At 41.7% G+C, this 19,656-nt stretch carries 14 protein-coding genes; 4 read left to right on the top strand and 10 right to left on the bottom strand.

The window, feature by feature from the left end:
• Window positions 1-19 precede the first annotated feature (19 nt).
• Complete coding sequence (locus R2Q80_RS18755; RefSeq protein ID WP_316801071.1) at window positions 20-1,321, top strand: deoxyribodipyrimidine photo-lyase; 1,302 nt, start codon at window positions 20-22, stop codon at window positions 1,319-1,321.
• Here the strand turns inward: R2Q80_RS18755 and R2Q80_RS18750 are convergent.
• From R2Q80_RS18750 to R2Q80_RS18725, 6 genes are all read right to left on the bottom strand, one after another.
• A complete protein-coding gene (locus R2Q80_RS18750; protein ID WP_316801070.1) occupies window positions 1,311-2,237 on the bottom strand; it encodes an FKBP-type peptidyl-prolyl cis-trans isomerase in 927 nt (308 codons plus the stop codon). The two genes, R2Q80_RS18755 and R2Q80_RS18750, sit on opposite strands and share 11 nt — an antisense overlap.
• A gap of 182 nt (window positions 2,238-2,419) precedes the next feature.
• Window positions 2,420-2,866: an FKBP-type peptidyl-prolyl cis-trans isomerase gene (locus R2Q80_RS18745; protein WP_047798831.1), complete on the bottom strand. Its 447-nt coding sequence runs from the start codon at window positions 2,864-2,866 to the stop codon at window positions 2,420-2,422.
• Window positions 2,867-3,105: 239 nt separating this feature from the next.
• Window positions 3,106-4,899 (bottom strand): acyl-CoA dehydrogenase family protein, encoded by a 1,794-nt coding sequence (locus R2Q80_RS18740; RefSeq protein WP_316801069.1) that lies wholly within the window; start codon window positions 4,897-4,899, stop codon window positions 3,106-3,108.
• Window positions 4,900-4,964: 65 nt separating this feature from the next.
• A complete protein-coding gene (locus R2Q80_RS18735) occupies window positions 4,965-6,140 on the bottom strand; it encodes an acetyl-CoA C-acyltransferase (RefSeq protein ID WP_316801068.1) in 1,176 nt (391 codons plus the stop codon).
• Window positions 6,141-6,268: 128 nt separating this feature from the next.
• The gene (locus tag R2Q80_RS18730) at window positions 6,269-8,674 is read right to left on the bottom strand and encodes a 3-hydroxyacyl-CoA dehydrogenase/enoyl-CoA hydratase family protein (protein ID WP_316801067.1); all 2,406 of its coding nucleotides are present in this window, start codon (window positions 8,672-8,674) and stop codon (window positions 6,269-6,271) included.
• Window position 8,675: 1 nt separating this feature from the next.
• Window positions 8,676-9,110, bottom strand: coding sequence for a MarR family winged helix-turn-helix transcriptional regulator (locus tag R2Q80_RS18725; RefSeq protein ID WP_047798835.1), 435 nt, complete (start codon window positions 9,108-9,110; stop codon window positions 8,676-8,678).
• A 122-nt stretch (window positions 9,111-9,232) separates the two neighbouring features.
• Between R2Q80_RS18725 and R2Q80_RS18720 the strand changes: the two genes are divergently transcribed.
• A complete protein-coding gene (locus R2Q80_RS18720; protein ID WP_316801066.1) occupies window positions 9,233-10,201 on the top strand; it encodes a hypothetical protein in 969 nt (322 codons plus the stop codon).
• 105 nt (window positions 10,202-10,306) lie between these two features.
• On the opposite strand, the gene R2Q80_RS18715 is transcribed toward R2Q80_RS18720, so the two are convergent.
• From R2Q80_RS18715 to R2Q80_RS18705, 3 genes are all read right to left on the bottom strand, one after another.
• Window positions 10,307-11,629: an OmpA family protein gene (locus R2Q80_RS18715; RefSeq protein ID WP_316801065.1), complete on the bottom strand. Its 1,323-nt coding sequence runs from the start codon at window positions 11,627-11,629 to the stop codon at window positions 10,307-10,309.
• A 119-nt stretch (window positions 11,630-11,748) separates the two neighbouring features.
• On the bottom strand, window positions 11,749-13,470 hold the full coding sequence (gene ggt / locus R2Q80_RS18710) for a gamma-glutamyltransferase (RefSeq protein WP_316801064.1): 1,722 nt from the start codon (window positions 13,468-13,470) through the stop codon (window positions 11,749-11,751).
• Window positions 13,442-15,217 (bottom strand): AMP-dependent synthetase/ligase, encoded by a 1,776-nt coding sequence (locus R2Q80_RS18705; RefSeq protein WP_316801063.1) that lies wholly within the window; start codon window positions 15,215-15,217, stop codon window positions 13,442-13,444. Before R2Q80_RS18705 ends, ggt begins: the two co-directional genes overlap by 29 nt.
• Window positions 15,218-15,471: 254 nt before the next feature.
• On the opposite strand from R2Q80_RS18705, the gene R2Q80_RS18700 reads away from it, so the two are divergent.
• On the top strand, window positions 15,472-15,936 hold the full coding sequence (locus R2Q80_RS18700) for a hypothetical protein (protein ID WP_047798840.1): 465 nt from the start codon (window positions 15,472-15,474) through the stop codon (window positions 15,934-15,936).
• A 552-nt stretch (window positions 15,937-16,488) separates the two neighbouring features.
• On the opposite strand, the gene R2Q80_RS18695 is transcribed toward R2Q80_RS18700, so the two are convergent.
• On the bottom strand, window positions 16,489-18,270 hold the full coding sequence (locus tag R2Q80_RS18695; RefSeq protein WP_316801062.1) for a M61 family metallopeptidase: 1,782 nt from the start codon (window positions 18,268-18,270) through the stop codon (window positions 16,489-16,491).
• A 287-nt stretch (window positions 18,271-18,557) separates the two neighbouring features.
• Between R2Q80_RS18695 and R2Q80_RS18690 the strand changes: the two genes are divergently transcribed.
• A complete protein-coding gene (locus R2Q80_RS18690) occupies window positions 18,558-19,655 on the top strand; it encodes an efflux RND transporter periplasmic adaptor subunit (protein ID WP_316801061.1) in 1,098 nt (365 codons plus the stop codon).
• Window position 19,656 lies beyond the last annotated feature (1 nt).

The following is a 19,656-nucleotide window of genomic DNA, read 5'->3' as shown; positions in this document are numbered from 1 at the left end:
AAAAAATCAACCTTTCCTTATGAAAACCGTTTCCATCTTTTGGTTCCGCCGCGATTTACGTTTAGAAGACAATGCTGCCTTATACCGCGCTCTAAAAAGCGAAAATCCTGTTTTGCCTGTTTTTATTTTCGATAAAAATATTCTCGATAAACTTCCCAAAGACGATGCACGGGTAACCTTCATTTATCAAACGATTCAGGGTTTAAAAGAAGATCTTCAAAAACACGGGTCGGATCTCCTAGTCAAATACGGCAAACCTGAGAAAGTATGGCCTGAAATTCTGAAAGATTACGAGGTTAAAGAAGTTTACACCAATCACGATTATGAACCTTACGCCCGTGAACGTGATGATAACATGGCTGAATTTCTGAACAGTGAAAAAATTCAGTTTAAAACCTACAAAGACCAGGTCATTTTTGAAAAAGGAGAAATCTTAAAAGCCGATAAAACACCGTATACGGTTTTTACCCCCTTCTACAAGCAATGGCACGCCAAACTGAATGATTTTTATACCAAACCCTATCCCACTAAAAAATATTTCAGCAACTTATTGAAAACAAAACACCTGCCTATCCCAGCCTTAGCCGAAATGGGTTTCGAAGAAAGCAAGCTAAGGTTTCCCAAACTGAGCTACAAAAATAAATTAGATGACTATGCTAAAGAGCGCGATTTTCCTGCTTTAGATTCAACAACCCACGTCGGATTGCACCTGCGCTTTGGCACCTTAAGTATCCGAAAGGCTGTAAAAGATGCGCGGGATGCTAAATCGAATGTTTGGCTTTCGGAACTGGCCTGGAGAGAATTTTACATGATGATTCTTTGGCATTTTCCCTATGCGGCATTTGATTCGTTTAAAAAGCAATATGATAAAATCAAGTGGCGCAACAATGAAAAGGAGTTCAAAGCGTGGTGTTCGGGCAATACAGGCTACCCAATAGTTGATGCCGGAATGAGACAGCTGAACGAAACCGGCTGGATGCATAACCGAGTGCGGATGGTGGTGGCTAGCTTCCTATCGAAGCACCTGTTGATCGACTGGCGCTGGGGTGAAGCCTATTTCGCAGAAAAATTGCTGGATTACGAAATGGCCAGTAATGTGGGGGGCTGGCAATGGGCAGCCGGATCAGGCAATGATGCAGCCCCATATTTCAGGGTATTCAATCCAGAGCTGCAAACCAAACGTTTTGATCCTAAATTTGAATACATCAAAAAATGGGTACCGGAATATGGCACAAAAAAATATGCCCAACCATTGGTTGAGCATACATTTGCACGTGAAAGAGTGCTGAAAGTTTTTAAAAAGGCTTTATCTAGTTCGTAACACTTACGATTTCGATGTCGAAATCAAGTATAGCATTCGGAGGAACACTACCGCTGCCAGAGGTGCCATAAGCTAAATCAGATGGAATAAACATTCTGAATTTTGCTCCTGCAGTGAACTTTGGAATAATCTTTCCCCAGCCGGTTATTACTCCACTAAGTGTTGTTGTGTACGTACCGTCTGTAGAAGAATCAAAAACAGTTCCGTCAATAAATCTCCCGGTATATTTAACAACTAGTGAACTCGATTCGCTAATAGGATCCACTCCAGTTCCTGTAGTCGTAGTAATGTAATATACCCTCGACACATCCTTAGTCGCCGTTAAACCTTTAGTGGCTAAGTAATTTGTTATCTTGTAATCGTCAAACTGCCATTGTTTTGCATAAGGATAACTGGTGAGCGTGATATCAAGATTTTCGTTTGATGGGATGCTTCCCGCTCCGTTTCTGCCAAATGCTAAATACGAAGGCAATAGAATGCGTGCAGAACCACCTGGTTTCAATTTCAATGCTGCCGTACGGAAAGCTGGTATATTCCAGGCGCTCGCGGTATTTTGACCAGGGGCAAGCAATGAGGACTGATAAAAGCTGTTAAGATACCCAACATATGTTCCTAAATTAGCGTAGGTTGGCGACTGTAAGTATTGCGTACCGCTGCTCATCGATTTGATTGTGACATCATATAATATCGAATCTTTATTTGCAAACAATGAACCAGTGGTCGGATTGGTAACCTGATAGTAAAAACCTGTTTTAAGTGAATCAGGGACCATCGAAGTCAGTTTATTCTTGGATATATAAGCCGCTATAGCCGAATCATCAACAGTCTGTATCGAATCATACTCCTTTTTACAGGAGCTGAAAATTGTTGAAGCCACAATAAGTGTCAGGAGGCTAAGTTTGGTAAAATTGTTCATTTATTAGTGTACGTCTGTAAGTGTAATTGTAAAATCGAGTATTGAATTGGCAGAGACATTACCTGCAAAAATAAGCTTTTAATACGGATGCTACAATTTTTAACCTATTTTAACAAAAAAGCTGAATCATAAAGGCTTCCCTAAAGTTCCCTACCGCTACACTTTTACCTTTCGCTTCTGGCTTATTGTGTATTCGAAAGCTGAATAGTAAAATCAAGTACAGAGTTTCCAGGAATTGGTCCGGCAGAACTGCTTCCGTAACCCAGGCTTGGTGGTACAATCAAACGGATTTCTCCTCCCTTTTGGATTTTGGGTATACCTATTCTCCAGCCTTGAATCAAATCAGCAAGATTGAAGGTTTGTTCTTTACCGCCCCCGTTATCGAAAACACTACCATCCAGTAATCTACCTTCATATTTAATCGTAATTCTGGTATTTGCAGGATAGGTAAAAGTCCCGCTACCAGGTTTGATGATCTGGTAATATAATCCGGAATTGTCTTTCGTTGCATTGATATTATTTTCTGCAATAAAATCAGCAATCTGCTTTTCGGTATCTTTATCTTTTTTACAAGCTGTAAAAGTCGCTGTAAACAATAGGATAACAGTTAGTAGTTTAAACTTATTCATGCCGCAAAAGTAGGATTTTAAAAAACATTAAATTCATTACAAAGCTGCTAAATCACTATTTTTTATTCAAGCGGGTGAGGCTTAACCATATCAGGAATGTAAGTACATTTTAGATTCAACCCTATTTTGCCTTGAATGCCTTACATGTTAAAAAATCACCTGAGGCCATAAACAAAAAAAGGTTCAGGGAAGGGCCTTATAAAACCATCCCCTGAACCTTAAAACCTTACTTCAAAAACCTAAAAAATATATTTATTTGCCTCAATCAACTGTTGTGCAACACGTTGACGGGCATCCTTAACATTAAATGGCTCTAATTTGGTAAAGCGGCGCAAGCCAACCAGCATCATTCGTTGCTCATCACCTTCAGCAAAAGCCCATAGCGCTTCTTTACCGGCTTTCGCAACCCCATCCACAGCCTCAACCATATAAATCCTTAATAAATCCAGCTGACCGGCTGTTGCATCCTCTCCTTTTGTTGCTACCAGTTTTTCTGTTCTCAACAAAGCCGATTCCAATACGTAAACATAACCAGCCATATCGGCGATGTTCATTAGAATCTCCTGTTCCTTACTTAAGGTCATCATCAGTTTTTGAACCGCAGCCCCCGCCACCATTAAAGTCGCTTTCTTCAAGTTAGCCAATACTTTTTTCTCGGCAGCAAATAAGGTCGTATCCTCCTCGCCAAAATCAGGAATACTCATTAATTCCGCAGCAACCGCAGTTGCCGGAGTCATTAAGTCCAGTTCACCTTTCATGGCGCGTTTCAACATCATATCAACGGTAAGCAAACGGTTAATCTCATTCGTGCCTTCAAAAATCCTGTTGATCCGGGCATCACGGTAGGCCCTGTCCATCGGTGCATCAGCACTAAAACCCATACCACCATAAATCTGAACCCCCTCGTCAACGGTATAATCTAAAGCCTCAGAACCCCAAACCTTCAAAATAGCGCACTCCACTGCAAACTGTTCAACCGATTTCAACCGCGCCTTGCCCGACTCCATACCTCCTTCAACTAATGCATCATAGGTATCATCAATATTTTGTCCCGCGCGATAGTTTGCCGCATCAACTGCATATAGCTTGGAAGCAATTTCTGCAATTTTAAAGCGGATGGCACCATACTTCGAAATCGGACGGCCGAACTGACTGCGTTCATTCGAGTAGTTAATGGCTGTATTCAAAGTGGCCTTCGACGCACCGATTGCTGCAGCAGATAGTTTGATACGGCCTATATTCAGGATGTTTACGGCAATCTTAAAACCGTTTTCCCGATCACTCAGCATATTCTCAACCGGCACTTCACAATCGTTAAAAAACACCTGACGGGTAGAAGAACCTTTAATACCCATCTTATGCTCTTCAGGATTCATGGTAATTCCACCGAAATCTTTCTCTACAATAAATGCTGTTAGGTTTTTATCGTCGTCTATTTTAGCGAATACGATGAAGATATCTGCAAAACCACCATTGGTAATCCACATCTTCTGCCCGTTGATGATATAATGTTTACCATCATCACTCAACTTTGCTTTTGTCTTTCCGGAATTAGCATCCGATCCTGAGTTTGGTTCTGTCAGGCAGTAAGCAGCTTTCCATTCTCCTGAGCCTAGTTTAGGAATATATTTTGCTTTCTGTTCATCGTTACCGTAATACAGGATAGGCAAAGTACCAATTCCTGTATGGGCTGAAAGCGCTACCGCAAATGAATGCCCGGCACCGATCACATCAGCCACAAGCATTGAGGTATTGAAATTTTTACCAAAACCTCCGTATTCTTCCGGTACAGAAACACCCAGAATTCCCAACTCACCCGCTTTTGTCAAAAGTGTTGGCATTAATTCAGGATCTTCCTGCTTGTCTATTTTATCTAAGTTAGGATACACTTCAGCTTCCAGAAAATCGCGACAAGTCTGTGCAATCATCTGTTGCTCTTCATCAAATTCTTCAGGGATAAATACATCCTGATATACGGTTTCCTTGATTAAGAATTCTCCGCCTTTAATTGTTTTTTTTGCAGTTGTTTCCATTTTTATAATATCTAACAGCGAGTATTGAAAGTCGCTTTATTTTAAACTTAATCAGTACGTTATAGCTATAGCAGTTCAAATATTCCAGCTGCACCCTGTCCCGTACCTACACACATGGTAACCATTCCATATTTTTTATCCTGCCTTTTCAACTCATTTAACATCTGCACCGAAAGCTTTGCGCCTGTACAACCCAGTGGATGACCCAATGCAATTGCTCCACCGTTTACATTGATGATATCAGGATTCAAATCCAGAGTTCTGATGATCGCTAAAGATTGAGAAGCAAATGCCTCATTCAGTTCGATCAGCTCGATATCGCTTTGTTTTAAACCCGCTTGCTTTAATGCTTTTGGAATAGCCTCAATTGGTCCAATGCCCATAATTCTCGGTGGCACGCCAGCAACGCCGTAACTCACTAATCGTGCAATCGGCTCTGCGTTCAGTTCTTTCATTTTCTTTTCAGAAACCACCAAAACAAATGCTGCACCATCAGAGGTTTGCGAAGAGTTACCCGCAGTTACACTACCGACAGCATCGAACACAGGCTTAAGCTTAGCCAGCTTTTCCAGTGTCGTATCTGCCCGGGGCCCCTCATCAGTATCTACCACGTAAGAACGGGTTTTCTTTTTCAGGTTCTCATCCAGGTAATTTTCGTTGACGGTGATAGGCAAAATCCCGTCTTTAAGGTGACCGTTTTTAATGGCCTGAATGGCTTTCTCATGAGATTTCAAAGAAAATGCATCCTGGTCTTCACGGCTTACATTGTACTCTTTTGCAACTGCCTCGGCCGTTAATCCCATGCCCCAATACCAGTCGGGATTATTTTTAGCAACCTCAGCATTGGGCACCAGTTTCCAGCCACCAAAGGGCATTCCACTCATTACTTCCACTCCACCAGCGATAATGCAATCGGCCATACCCGCTTTAATTTTCGCAACCGCAGTAGCAATCGTATCCAAACCAGAGGCACAATAACGGTTTACTGTAACGCCGGGAACTTTATCCGTATCCAGGCCCATCAGCGAAATCATCCTGGCGATATTTAAACCTTGTTCTGCTTCTGGTGTAGCATTACCCACAATTACATCATCAATCTGTTCCTTATCCAGATTTGGAACCGAGGCAACCAATGCTCTGATTACTTCTGCAGCCAAATCATCAGCTCTTGTAAAACGAAATACGCCACGTGGAGCCTTGCCCACTGCTGTACGATATCCGGCTATAATATATGCTTCCATTGTTTTTGTATCTAGTAGCGAGTATCAATGAGCAAGACAAAGCTCAGTTTGAAATCGCCATTTTTTAGTTTAAATCTGTTAGTAATCCCGATACTCATACCTTAATAGTCGTATCCTTGTACTAACTTCTAATTCCTCAACGGTTTTCCTTTAGTAATAATCGACTGGATCCTTTCCAATGATTTTCTTTCCCCGGCCAGTGACAAAAATGCCTCCCTTTCCAAATCCAGTAAATACTGTTCACTCACTTCAGTTGGGTAGGATAAATCACCGCCACACATTACATAACCCAGTTTTTCTGAGATTTTCTTATCGTGTTCAGAAATAAAGTGTCCGGCATACATGCTGTTTGCCCCTGCGTACACAATCCCCAGCCCCTGTTTACCCAGCACTTTAATGTCTGTACGCTGAACAGGTTTAGTATAGCCTGCCTCTGCCAGCTCAATGGCTTTCGCTTTTGCATCCGCCAGTAACCTGTTTCTGTTCATCGAAATCGAGAACTTATCTTTCTGCAGATAACCCAGTTCGTAAGCTTCATAACCCGAAGTCGACACCTTTGCCATACCGATTGTCAGGAAGCGTTCTTTCAGGGCATTTTGGACAATCTGATCGTCTTTGTATTCATCAGAGGCACGTAAAGCAAACTCTTTTGTTCCGCCGCCACCAGGAATAACACCCACACCAAATTCTACTAGCCCCATATAAGTTTCCGCAGAAAGCTGCACATGATCAGCGTGTAAGCTGAACTCGCAGCCACCACCAAGTGTTAAATTATGCGGCGCAACCACAACCGGAATGGATGAATAACGAATGCGCATAGAAGTATTCTGAAACATGCGGATGGCCATATTCAATTCCTCCCACTCCTGCTCTACAGCCATCATGAAAATCATCCCCACATTTGCACCGGCAGAAAAATTTGCGCCATCGTTGCCAATAACCAAACCGCGGTAATCTTTCTCGGCCATATCAATTGCCTTATTGATACCTGAAATCACATCTCCACCGATGGTGTTCATTTTAGTATGAAATTCTACATTCAAGATGCCATCACCCAGATCGATAATCGAAACGCCAGAGTTTTTCCACAGCGTTTTGTTTTCACGGATGTTATCTAAAATAATAAATTCATCTGTACCCGGCAGCGCTTTATAGGATTTGCTTGGGATATCATAATATTTTTTAACCCCGGATTCCACTTTGTAAAATGTGGTATGGCCTGCATCAAGCATTTCATGAACCCATGAAGCTGCCTTGTTTCCATACTGCTCCATTCCCTCAATCCCTTCTTTAACACCTACGGCATCCCAAAGCTCAAAAGGCCCTAACTCCCAGCCGAAACCTGCACGCATCGCATCATCAATGCGGTACAACTCATCTGAAATCTCTGGAATCCGGTCTGAAACATATTCAAACAATCCAAAAGAGGAATGACGGAACAATTCACCTGCTTTATCTTTCCCTTTGGCAAAAATCTTCATCCGCTCACGCAGATTCTCAACAGGCTTGGTCATTTCCAGGGTAGAAGATTTTACTTTCTGCTGTGGCTTATACTCAAGGGTTTTCAGGTCCAGCGCCAGGATCTCGGTCTTACCTTCGGCTGTTTTTGTTTTTTTATAGAAACCCTGTTTGGTTTTATCACCAAGCCATTTATTTTCTTCCATTTTTTGCACGTAGGCAGGAAGTTTAAATAACTCGTGTGCCTTATCCTCAGGGCAATTATCGTAAAGTCCTTTTGCTACCTTGATCATGGTATCCAGCCCAACTACATCCGAAGTACGAAAAGTAGCCGATTTTGGCCTGCCCAACGCCGGTCCCGTAAATTTATCTACCTCCTCTACAGTCAGGTCAAGCTTTTCTACCAGATGCAATAGTGCCATAATTGAATACACCCCAACCCGGTTGGCAATAAATGCCGGCGTATCTTTACACAAAACCGTTGTTTTGCCTAGAAATTTATCACCATAGTGCATCAGGAAATCAACAATTTCCGGCTTGGTATGGGGTGTTGGAATGATTTCCAGCAACTTCAGATAACGTGGCGGGTTAAAAAAGTGCGTTCCGCAAAAATTTGCCTTAAAGTCGTCACTCCTGCCTTCCGCCATCAAATGAATAGGGATACCAGAAGTATTAGAAGTAATCAGGGTTCCGGGTTTACGGAACTGTTCTACCTGTTCAAAAACCTTCTTTTTGATATCAAGATTTTCCACCACCACTTCAATCACCCAGTCATAACCGGCAATTTTTGACATGTCATCGTCGAAGTTCCCGGTTTTAATCTTGTTCAATACTTTTTTAGAATAAACCGGAGAAGGATTAGTTTTTACAGCAGTTTGCAAAGCTGTATCTACAATCCTGTTTTTTACTACAGGCTTATCTAGCGTTAATCCTTTTGCCTGCTCTTCAGGTGTCAGCTCTTTTGGTGCAATATCTAAAAGCAAAACCTCTACACCAATATTGGCAAAGTGGCATGCAATACGCGAACCCATAATCCCCGAGCCCAGAACGGCAACTTTGTTTATGCTTCTTTTCATGTTAATCAACAGTATATGCTACAGTTATATCATTTAGTTTTATCAATAGATTAATGAACGTCTCCTTTTCTTTTTTAGAGAAATGCTCGTCGAGATATTCATTAAATTTTCGAACAACACCTTTAGCCAAATGTTTTTTCTCCTTACCAAAATCAGTAAGAAACACTTTTACCGAGCGTTTATCGCCAACAGAAGTTTCACGGTATATCAGTCCCGCCTCCTCCATGTTATTCAGCATACGCGACAAACTTGTGGCTTTCACCCCAAGCAGTCCCGCCAGGTTAGAAACAGCAGTCCCCTCCTCATCATTAATATTAATCAACATGTACCCGATAGCTTGTGTAATCCCAAAACTGGCCGCCATCTGGTTGTACTTATTGAACATGTTCTGCCATGCAAACTTCACGTGATAATCTAATGTTTGCTGTTGTTTCATTTTGTTAATTTATTATGCTTGCATAACAAAGCTAATGAATGTATTTTGTTATTGCAATAGAAAAAAAGAAAATAATTGTTAAAAGATTATTAATATTGAGCCACACACAAATCACAATGATTATGAGAAAACTACGGCTAATCCTGGCCCTGGTGTTTACATTTGGTACGGTTGCCAAAGCCCAGGTAACCTACTACGGAAAAGAATTGTTTAACAGTCAGAAACTTCAGGTGCTTCAGCAAACTACAACGCTTTTTACCCTCCAATATAAAAACTACCAGGATCTGCAGCAATTCGATGAGGCCATCAAAAAAGTATGGACCATAACTCCATATAAAATTATCAAGCCCGAAGAGCTATCAAAATATCAAACGGCTGAGCAGTATTCTTTCTTTTCATTTGATACCTTCAATACAAAGAGTGGTGATACCCTGACCAGCAATATCATTTATTCACTGGCTTTGGTAACGCCGTCTGATGTGCCTAAAAAAAAGAATATTTATACCCTCGCTTATGTTACCCTTTCGCCGGATTTTTATACCGGCATAAATGCACAACAGCGTAGTGGTGACAAGGAAGAAATTTCAAGATCTGTAAAAAGGAATCTGATTGGAGATTTCTATAATTCATCTATCTTTTTCAACTGGTCGCCCGGATTCTTATCGGGCTATTTAAAACAAATCAATGATGGCTTATTGTATGGACAAAGCCGCTCGCTTGATTTCCAGTTTTACAATAAAATCCGTGTTCCGGAGCTTACCAAAGAAACATTGTATGTTCCTGAATACATCCGTCAGCTTTTTTCTGCGCAGCAGCCGGCAAGTTCCCCCTCAGATGAAAAACTGGAACAGTATAACTATAAGCTAAAATTTGTAACCAGTCAACAGCTCGACAGCTTAATACTGGCACCCCAATCCAATTTAAAATACCTGATTTATACCAGGCGCACTAATGATAAAATAATCAGCATATATGACAGTAAAGATAACCAGATCATCTATCAGATGTTATCACCTGGAAAACCTGATGTGGAGATGAACGACCTGAACAAAATTAAACAGGTAATCAAGTCTATTGCCTCGAACCAATAAAAATGTAAAAGTACCCTGAACAAAAATATTCAGATTTCACTAAAAAGCAAAAGCGCCCCGGCTAATAACCGGGGCGCTTTCGTGTTATATTTAAATTCGATATGCTTAGTAAAGCGTAAACTCTACACGACGGTTTTGTTGACGACCAGCTGCAGTTTTATTGGTTGCAATCGGCTGATCAGGTCCGTAACCAGTAGCTTCGATACGTGATGCATTCGCACCTTGTGTTACCAGATAAGCCTTTACTGATTCAGCTCTTTCTTTTGATAAACGTAAATTCAATTCTCTTGAACCTGTAATGTCAGTATGACCAGCTAATTTCAGGCTAAAGTTTTTCTGAATCAATAAACCAGCAACGCGGTTTAAAGTAGCGAATGATTTAGAGCGGATGGTAGCTTTACCTAAATCAAATTCTAAATTTGAGATCGCATCTTTAACTACTTTACGGTCTTCTTCAGTGATGATTCTTTCCACCACTTTTTCCGGAGTTTTTAAAGGACAACCTGAACCATCTACAACGGTACCAGCCGGCGTTCCAGGGCATTTATCTAATTTATCAGCAACACCGTCACCATCTGTATCTTTTAAGATATCAGCCATCTCTGAACGCAATTTTGCATTTTCTGCTTTTTGTGCATCCAGGTCAGATTTCAAGGCATTCGCTGTATTTTTTGCAGCTACTGCTTCATCATAAGTTGCAGCAACCGGATTATGGAAAGCCAGTTGTTTTCCAGAGCCTAAAGCAAACTCTAAACCAGCATGTGCATAGCTGTATTTGTCGTTACCGTTTCTGTAAACACCATCCAAATTATCACCATCAACATAGTTGAATGTCCAACCCAAATCAAAATTCACAGCATCTGTTAGCTTGAACTTTGCACCTAAACCTACCGGAATAATCAATTCGTTAATTGTTTTGCCACCACCAAATGCAGTTGTTCCGCCAGCGGTAGTGATAGTTGGCTGATAACCCGCAAAACCGGCACCTGCCAATGCATAAAGTTGTAAGGCATTCTCTTTCTTAAACATGTCGATGTTAAACATGTTCACTACTGCATTTAAGGTAGCAGAGTATTCTAATTGTGTTTCAAAAGATCTCACTGCTGAGTTATTCGTTGCGCCGCTTCCGAAAGCTTCCGTATTATCACCACTTAATTTACCTCTTACTCCATCTAAACGAAGTGAGAAGTATGGAGTAAATTGTTTTTTGATATACAAGCCATAACCAAAATTGTATTTGTTATTGCTAAAATCGTTTCTGCCACCCAGCGGTGAAACAGGAGTCAATACTCCGGCATTCACACCGATAGACCATGTCCTGAATTTTGCAGCTGTAGTAGCAGAAGGGGTCTCCTGCGCTAAAGCGGCCGATCCCATAAACAAACCAGCTAGTGCAACTGGCAGTGCTTTGAATAAACTTACTTTCATAATTTTCGTATAACGTTGAATAAGCGTCACCGACAACATACAATTGTTATACCAAAAATATTTTCCGCCATCAATACTTTTTCCACAGACGTGGAAAGCTTATGCTTGCGGACCAGAAACTAGTATCCCACAGCTTGGTCATCTCCCCTTGGGTCTGCACCACCCTGATAATAACCCCATTTGGTTTTTAAAATGGCATCCACTCTTCCAATCGACCCACGCGGAACGATTTTGTAGCCTTTTGCCTTCAACTTCTCAACGGCGACGCTGTCGATTGCATCTTTTTCAACATACACTTCATCCGGGAGCCACTGATGATGAAATTTTTTGGCCGCCACAGCAGGCTGCATCCCCATATCAAAATCAATTACGTTGATAATGGTTTGGAAAACGGAAGTAATGATGGTTGATCCTCCTGGCGTACCCACAACCATGAAAAGCTTACCATCTTTCTCTATGATGGTTGGAGTCATTGAGCTTAGCATCCTTTTATTTGGCGCAATGGCATTCGCTTCACCTCCAACCAGGCCATACATGTTTGGTGCGCCCGGTTTCACCGAAAAATCATCCATTTCATTATTGAGCAAAAAGCCGGCACCCTTAACCGCTACAAGCGATCCATAGGATCCATTCAGGGTAGTAGTAATTGAAACAGCATTGCCGTCATGATCAACGATAGAAAAGTGAGTAGTCTCTTCGTGTTCCTTTCCTTTAACCTCTCCCGCCAGAATCATGTTGCTTGGTGTAGCGGCGTTCCAGTTGAAATTTGCCATCCTGCCCTTATTGTATGCCGCATCCAGCAAACCTACCTGTGGAACCGCATAAAAATCAGGATCCCCTAAATGCGTTGCCCGGTCGGCATATACCCTCCGCTCAGCTTCCACAATCACCTGAACCGTAGAATCGGCATTATGTCCCCACTTTTTCAAAGGATAGGTTTCCACCGATTGAAGCAATTGCAGCAGCGCAATGCCGCCGCTTGATGTTGGTGGCATGGTGATGATTTTATAACCTCTGTAGTTTCCTGTAATGGGCTTTCGCCAGGCGGAGTGATAGTTTCTTAAATCTTCTTTGGTAATCAAACCTTTTCCACGCTGCATTTCTGCAACCAGCGAATCGGCTACTGCACCTTCATAAAATCCTGCCCTGCCTTTTTCCTGAATCAGCTTTAAGGTATTGGCCAGTTCTTTTTGTATCAGTAAGTCATTTTCTTTCCAGGTACTCTCCAGGTTAACAAAGGCCGTACCGTTGGGGTTAAAATCCATGAATTTGCGATGCAATCCGTTTAATTCTGCAGCCTGACGTTTAGTGATCTTAAATCCGTTTTGAGCAAGTTCAATTGCAGGCTGCAACACCTGTGCCCAGGTCAGTTTACCATATTTCTGATGGGCCTCAACCATGCCATCAACCGATCCAGGTACCCCCGCGGCTAAATGTCCGTATAAACTCTTCGCTACAATAGGGTTGCCAGATGCATCCAGATACATATCCCTGCTGGCGCCTGCAGCAGCCTTTTCCCTAAAATCCAGGGCGTTAATTTCGCCAGATGCCGAGCGGAAAACCATAAATCCGCCGCCACCTATATTTCCGGCATTCGGATAAACTACAGCCAATGCAAACTGAACAGCTACCGCTGCGTCAACTGCATTCCCTCCTTTTTTTAAAATTTCCACCCCAACTTCCGATGCTTCCGGATGGGCCGAAACAACCATTCCGTTTTTATATTCTCCGCTATTATTCTTACCAAGCTGTCCGCCGGCACAAGCAGCAAAGAAAATAGTTATCGCAATCAGTATCGAGGTAATTTTAAAATCAGTTAGGGGCTTTATAGTTTTCTGCATCTTTATATATTTTTTCTATGATATCGTTATTTTTCTCCGTTATAATTTTTCGTTTCAAACTTAGTTTAGGCGTTAACTCCCCGCCATCAATACTCCACTCTTTAGGCAATAAGGCAAATCTTTTTACCTGTTCCCATTTACCGAAATCTACATTCGCCGCCTCTATTACTTCATTATATTTCGCCTGCACCTGCGCATCTTTAATCATCTCTTCGTTGCTGGTAAAACTAATTCCCTTTCTGCCGGCCCAGGTTTTCAGTGTTTCAAAGTTCGGCACAATCAGCGCTGAAGGGAATTTCCGGTTCTCGCCCAAAACCATGATCTGCTCAATAAAAATAGATTCCTTATATTTGTTCTCCAGCATTTGCGGCGCCACATACTTACCTCCCGCCGTTTTAAACATCTCTTTCTTGCGGTCGGTTATCTTCAGGAAGCGGCCGTCAATCAACTCACCAATATCACCTGTATGAAACCAGCCATCCGCATCTACGGCTTCTGTAGTAAGGTCAGGCCGGTTATAGTAACCTTTCATCACCTGATGACCTCGAGTCAACACCTCACCATCAGTTGCAATCTTCACCTCTACTCCTTTAATCACCTCACCTACAGTACCAAACATGGTTCCGCCAAAATGATTTACCGTAATCACCGGCGAGGTTTCAGTCAAACCATAACCTTCAAAAACGGGCATCCCCGCCGCCCAGAAAATTCTGGCCAGGCGTGGATTTAAAGCTGCACCGCCAGAAACAATCACCACAATTTCTCCACCGAGGGCCTCCTGCCATTTCTTGAAAACCAGCTTTCTGGCGATTCCAAGCTTCAGGTTATACCAGGCACCAGCATCAGTAGTAAATTTCTCAGCAAGGGCCAGCGACCAGAAGAAGATACCCTTCTTGATCCCGGTAAGCGCCTTACCTTTCTCCATTATCTTATCATAGACTTTTTCCAGCAGCCGGGGGACCGTCGAAAATGCATTTGGTTTCACATGTTGAATATCGGCTACGATAGTTTCCATGCTTTCGGCATAGTAAATCTCCATTCTGTTGAACAGGTACAGATAAATAATCATGCGTTCAAAAATATGCGATAGCGGCAGGAAGCTTAATCCTTTATTCACACCTTCGGGCATAACCACGGCAGAATTTATAAAGTTAGCCACCAGGTTATGATGGGTAAGCATTACGCCTTTCGGTGTACCTGTAGTGCCTGAAGTATAAATGATTGTTAAAATGTCCTCCGGCGTAACCTTCGCCCGGTGATTGTCAAGATTGATATCTTTACTTTGCTTTCCATTCTCGGTAAGTACCGTCCAGCAATCTACATTTTCAATGGTATTAAAACTGTAAATTTTGATAGCCGGGTTCACTTCATCTACACAAGGTTTAATCTTTTTATATAAATCCTCATCAGCGACAAAGATGATGGCGATTTCAGCATCTTTGAGTATAAACTGAATATCATGTTCAGCGAGTGTAGGATATAGCGGGATCTGATAGGCACCAATCTGATTGGCAGCGAAATCTGCAATATTCCACTCCGGTCGGTTATGCGACATCACTGCCACACGGCCGCCCTTGCCTATTCCGGCATTAATTAATCCGCGACTTAAATTATCTACACTCGCACAAAAGTCAGCTGTACTGTAGTTAACCCATTTGCCATTAATTTTTCCGTTTATAAACGCTTGCTTCGGTTTTTCCAGGTTGTGTTTCAATAAATCGAAAACCCTTGTAATTTCTGCCGCCATATGATGATATAATATTTGGTTAAGTTAAAAAATCCAACATTAAGATGCACTGATCCTGATGTTTTTTAATTTAAAATGATGTTAGCGTAACCAACCTCAAAATTTCTGCAGGTCGTTTCGTTACAGCAATAAACTTACCAATAACAAATTTACTATGCAAGCATTGTTTTTTTTATGACCCAAACTTTTTACCCAAAAAACATAATCGGCACTAAAGTTGTTAGGCTGATGATATTTACAAAAACATTTAAATTATGAAAAAGTTATTTACAATTTTTGGATGCATTGCGTTATTTGCATTAACAGCTACAACAGTTAAAGCGCAGAATTACAAAACTGGATTGGGATTAGGAATTGACTTTGGCGATGGCGCTACATTGGTAGGTCCTTCAATCAGACACCACTTCAGTCCGAAAGCAGCCATTCAGGGTGATGTATTGTTCGGCGGAAACTCAACTATTATTCAGGGTTTCTTACAATATAATTCTGCCATTCCAGGAGCAAAAGGATTAGACTGGTATTTAGGTGGTGGTCCATCAATTCAACTGTATGATGGCGGATCGAGTTTCTATCTTGTACCAATGGTAGGTTTAGATTATAAATTTTCAGGAGCGCCTTTGGCGTTAGCCCTTGACTGGAGACCAAGACTTTACATTGGAGATAATGACAGTGATTTCAACGCTGGTAGATTTGGCTTAGGTTTCAGATATACTTTTTAAGAAATAGCATCATAAATCAGAACCGTTGCCTTTCAGGCAGCGGTTTTTTTTTGTTCTGAGGAATAAGAATGCCCTTGCAAGCGTTGTAAAAGACGATATTGGCTGAAACGAACAAATCCATACGCCATTTGTTTCGTTGAGCCGTTGTTCGGGAGCTCTTCGGGAAGTGTTCGGGAAAACCCCTTGTTTGTTCGGGAAACGTTCGACTGAGCTTCGGGGAGTGTTCGGGAACTGTTCGGGAAAGGTTGCGGATGGCATCGGGAATTCTCCCAGACAACATGCAGAAAAGTTCTGGACAAGTTCGGGAAATGTTCTGCCAGCTATCGGGTGAAACCAAAGCAAAAGGCGAGCCCTACCCGAAGTTTAGGCGAACTTGCCTAATGGTTGTCCCGGAGTTGTCTGGTGTAAAACTACATAATTATCCGAATAACACACGATAATGCTTATTCACCTATGCGGTCATACGGATTTCCACCATTGGATCAACTCAGAATCTAAATAAAAAAACCGCCAGGTAAACTGACGGTTTTGAATTTATTGTTTATTGAATACCTATTTCCCCAGCCACTTTGCAAAAACAGCTTTCTGTGCTGGCGTTGCGTTACTGTTAATCGTAGCCTTTAAGCGTACGCTTGGATTTTCTTTAAGGTTTAAAGAAATCTCTTTATCTAAACCATCGCGTTTTATTTTTAACTTTAATACGTCGCCGATGTTTTTCTTTCCAACCAATGGTAAAGTTTCTAACGATAGCATCGGACTTTTCAGTTTTACAGTCGACAGTGCATCGCTTATCGTTACATCATCTACCGACACAATTTCATCGTTCACATTTAAACCTGCAACCCATGCAGCAGAATTCCGGGTAATTGACGTTACAGTGATTGCGCCATTGTTGTTCAACTGACCCGCAGCTCCGGTAACGGGTTTGCCTGGAGTGGCATTTTCCGTAGTCACATCTACTCCGGCGTAACCAAAGTATTTTACATATTCTGCATCGTCAACACCATTTACATACTTTGCCCAGAAACTGGTAAAACTAATGCCTGAAACCTTTTCCACCATTGCTTTAAATTCAGCATCAGTATAGCCACGTTTAAGGGTTTTACATTGCCAGTACATCGCCTTCATTACATCATCCAGACTTTTTGCACCCTTGGTGGCATTGATAATTTCCAGGTCCATTAAAATCCCGATCACCTCCCCTTTGTTGTAGTAAGAAATAGAATTGTTTTTTGAATTCTCATTCGGACGATAGCCGATAATCCACGCATCATAACTGGAAGAGGCGGCCGACTGGTATTTTGCACCCGGTGTATTTAAAACCGTGCCTATTGCACCCGCTAAATCAGTTACAAATGTGGCTTCATCGTTAAAACCTGCCCTGTGCATATATTTATTCTCATAGTAGGAAGTAAAACCCTCCGCTACCCAAAGATTGGTGGTATAATTCTCGTTATCATAATCAAAAGGACCTAAAGCTACAGGACGAAGACGCTTTACATTCCACAAGTGATGATATTCGTGAGCTACCAATGCCAAAAAGCCTTTGTACCCAGCTTCAGTTGAATAGGCATTTCTTGATGCACCAAGGGTTGTAGAGTTTAAATGCTCCAAACCGCCCCCGCCACGTTGAAAGTTATGCACGATAAAAACGTAATGCTTATTTGGGTTTTCGCCGTATACTGCAGTGGGCTCTTCCACAATTTTAGCCATATCTACTTTTAGCTTTTCCTTGTCGTAATTTCCACCACCATACATGGCCACTTCATGACGGACACCCGCAGCAGTAAACTCAAATACATCCTGATTGCCAACTTCTATAGGGCTATCGTATAAAATATCAAAATCTGATGCTTTATAGGTGAAAGTCTGACCTGGAACAGGGTCTAAACCTGTAGAAACCTTACTCCAGGTATTAAACGGTACAATCTTAACCGTACTGGCTGATTTGATCATCCCGTCAGGGTGCATGAAAATACCTGTTGGTGATAAGAAGGCATGCGATTCATCAATGAAAGCGGTACGCACGGAGATTTCGAATGCATAAACCCGGTAATTGATCTGAATATTTGATGCCTTTGCCGAGAAAATCCTCCAGGTATTTTTCCTTACTTTTTCCACTCTGGCAATTTTTCCGCCGGCAGTGGCTTTGAATTCTTCAACACTTTTCTCAAACTCACGTACCAGGTACGATCCGGGCGTCCAAACCGGCATCTTAACATCAACGTAATCTTTGGCCAGGCCCGAAATATTCATCTGAACTTCTGCATAATGCGCTTGTGGTTCTTTGAACGAAACCTCAAAGCCAATTTTCACCTGTGCCTGTGCTCCCATAATACACGTTAGTAGTAAAACTAAACTTAAAACTGATTTTTTATTAAACATATTAAATGTGCTTTGCCACAAATTTAGATTTATTGAAGATGATTTAGCATAAAATTAATACATATGGTGTAAAATAGTTGTTTCGCTCAGGTTCCTGCGCAGCTTCATGTACCATCTGCTATGGTAACATCTTAAATACAACAAATTTTGGACTAAACTATTTGGATATTTTTACACTCTATTCTGTAGCGTTAATTTAGTTTTAATGCACAGATAAGCAGAACTCAAATATAAACATGAAGAAAAGGTATATCATTTATACTGTTTTGGCTTTAGGCCTCGCCTATTTAGTATACTACAGAATTAACGCGAACAAAAAATTAGAAGGCAAGGGCGGTGCTTCATCCGGACAAGGCAAGGGTGCCGATAAAGGTAAAGGAAGTGGTCCTGCACCCATGGTGGTTGATGGTATGGTAGTAAAAACCACTTCTTTCGACACCGACCTTGAAGTAACCGGCGTAATTGAAGCCAACGAATCAGTAGTATTAAAAAGCGAAGTTTCAGGTCTGGTTACCGGAATATATTTCACCGAAGGAACAAATGTATCCAAAGGCAGTGTCCTGGTAAAAGTCAACGATCGTGATATCCAGGCACAGCTTCAGGAAGCCTTGACTAAACAAAAGCTATCAGGCACAAATGAAAACAGGGCAAAACAACTTTTGGAAAAAGGCGCGATAAGTCAGGAAGAATATGATACCTCACTTGCCGACCTCAGGTCGCTTCAGGCACAATCACAGCTCATCAGGGCGCAGCTGGCCAAAACCACGATCAGGGCACCTTTTTCAGGAAGAATTGGCTTACGGAGTATTTCTGCAGGTACATATTTAACCCCTGCAACAGTAATTGCCAATCTGGTAAGCACCAATCCCATCAAGATTACTTTCTCTGTTCCGGAAAAATATGCTGGTCAGATTAAAATGGGTTCGTCAATCAGTTTCACAACTGATGGCGTCTCTAAACAGAATACCGGAAAGGTTTATGCCATCGAACCGGGAATTAATGCAGCAACGAGAACTTTACAAATCAGAGCACTGGCCCCCAATGCCGATAACAAGCTTCTCCCTGGTGCATTTGCCAAAATAAAATTAGCGCTGAATACATTACCGGATGCCATTCTAATTCCCAACCAGGCCATCATTCCTGTATTAAAAGGCAAGATTGTGTATATCCAGAAGAATGGAAAAGCGCAGGAGGTAAAGGTCGAAGCCGGAACACGTACTGACGAAAATATAGTAATCACATCGGGATTAAAAGTTGGCGACACCGTTTTAACTACGGGTTCTATGGCTTTAAAAAAGGATGCTCCGGTAAAAGTTAATTTACTTAAAGATTAAA

It is taken from the genome of Pedobacter frigidisoli (assembly GCF_032678525.1).
Taxonomy (GTDB): Bacteria; Bacteroidota; Bacteroidia; order Sphingobacteriales; family Sphingobacteriaceae; genus Pedobacter; species Pedobacter frigidisoli_A.
This window is presented reverse-complemented; position numbering and strand designations above follow the sequence as displayed.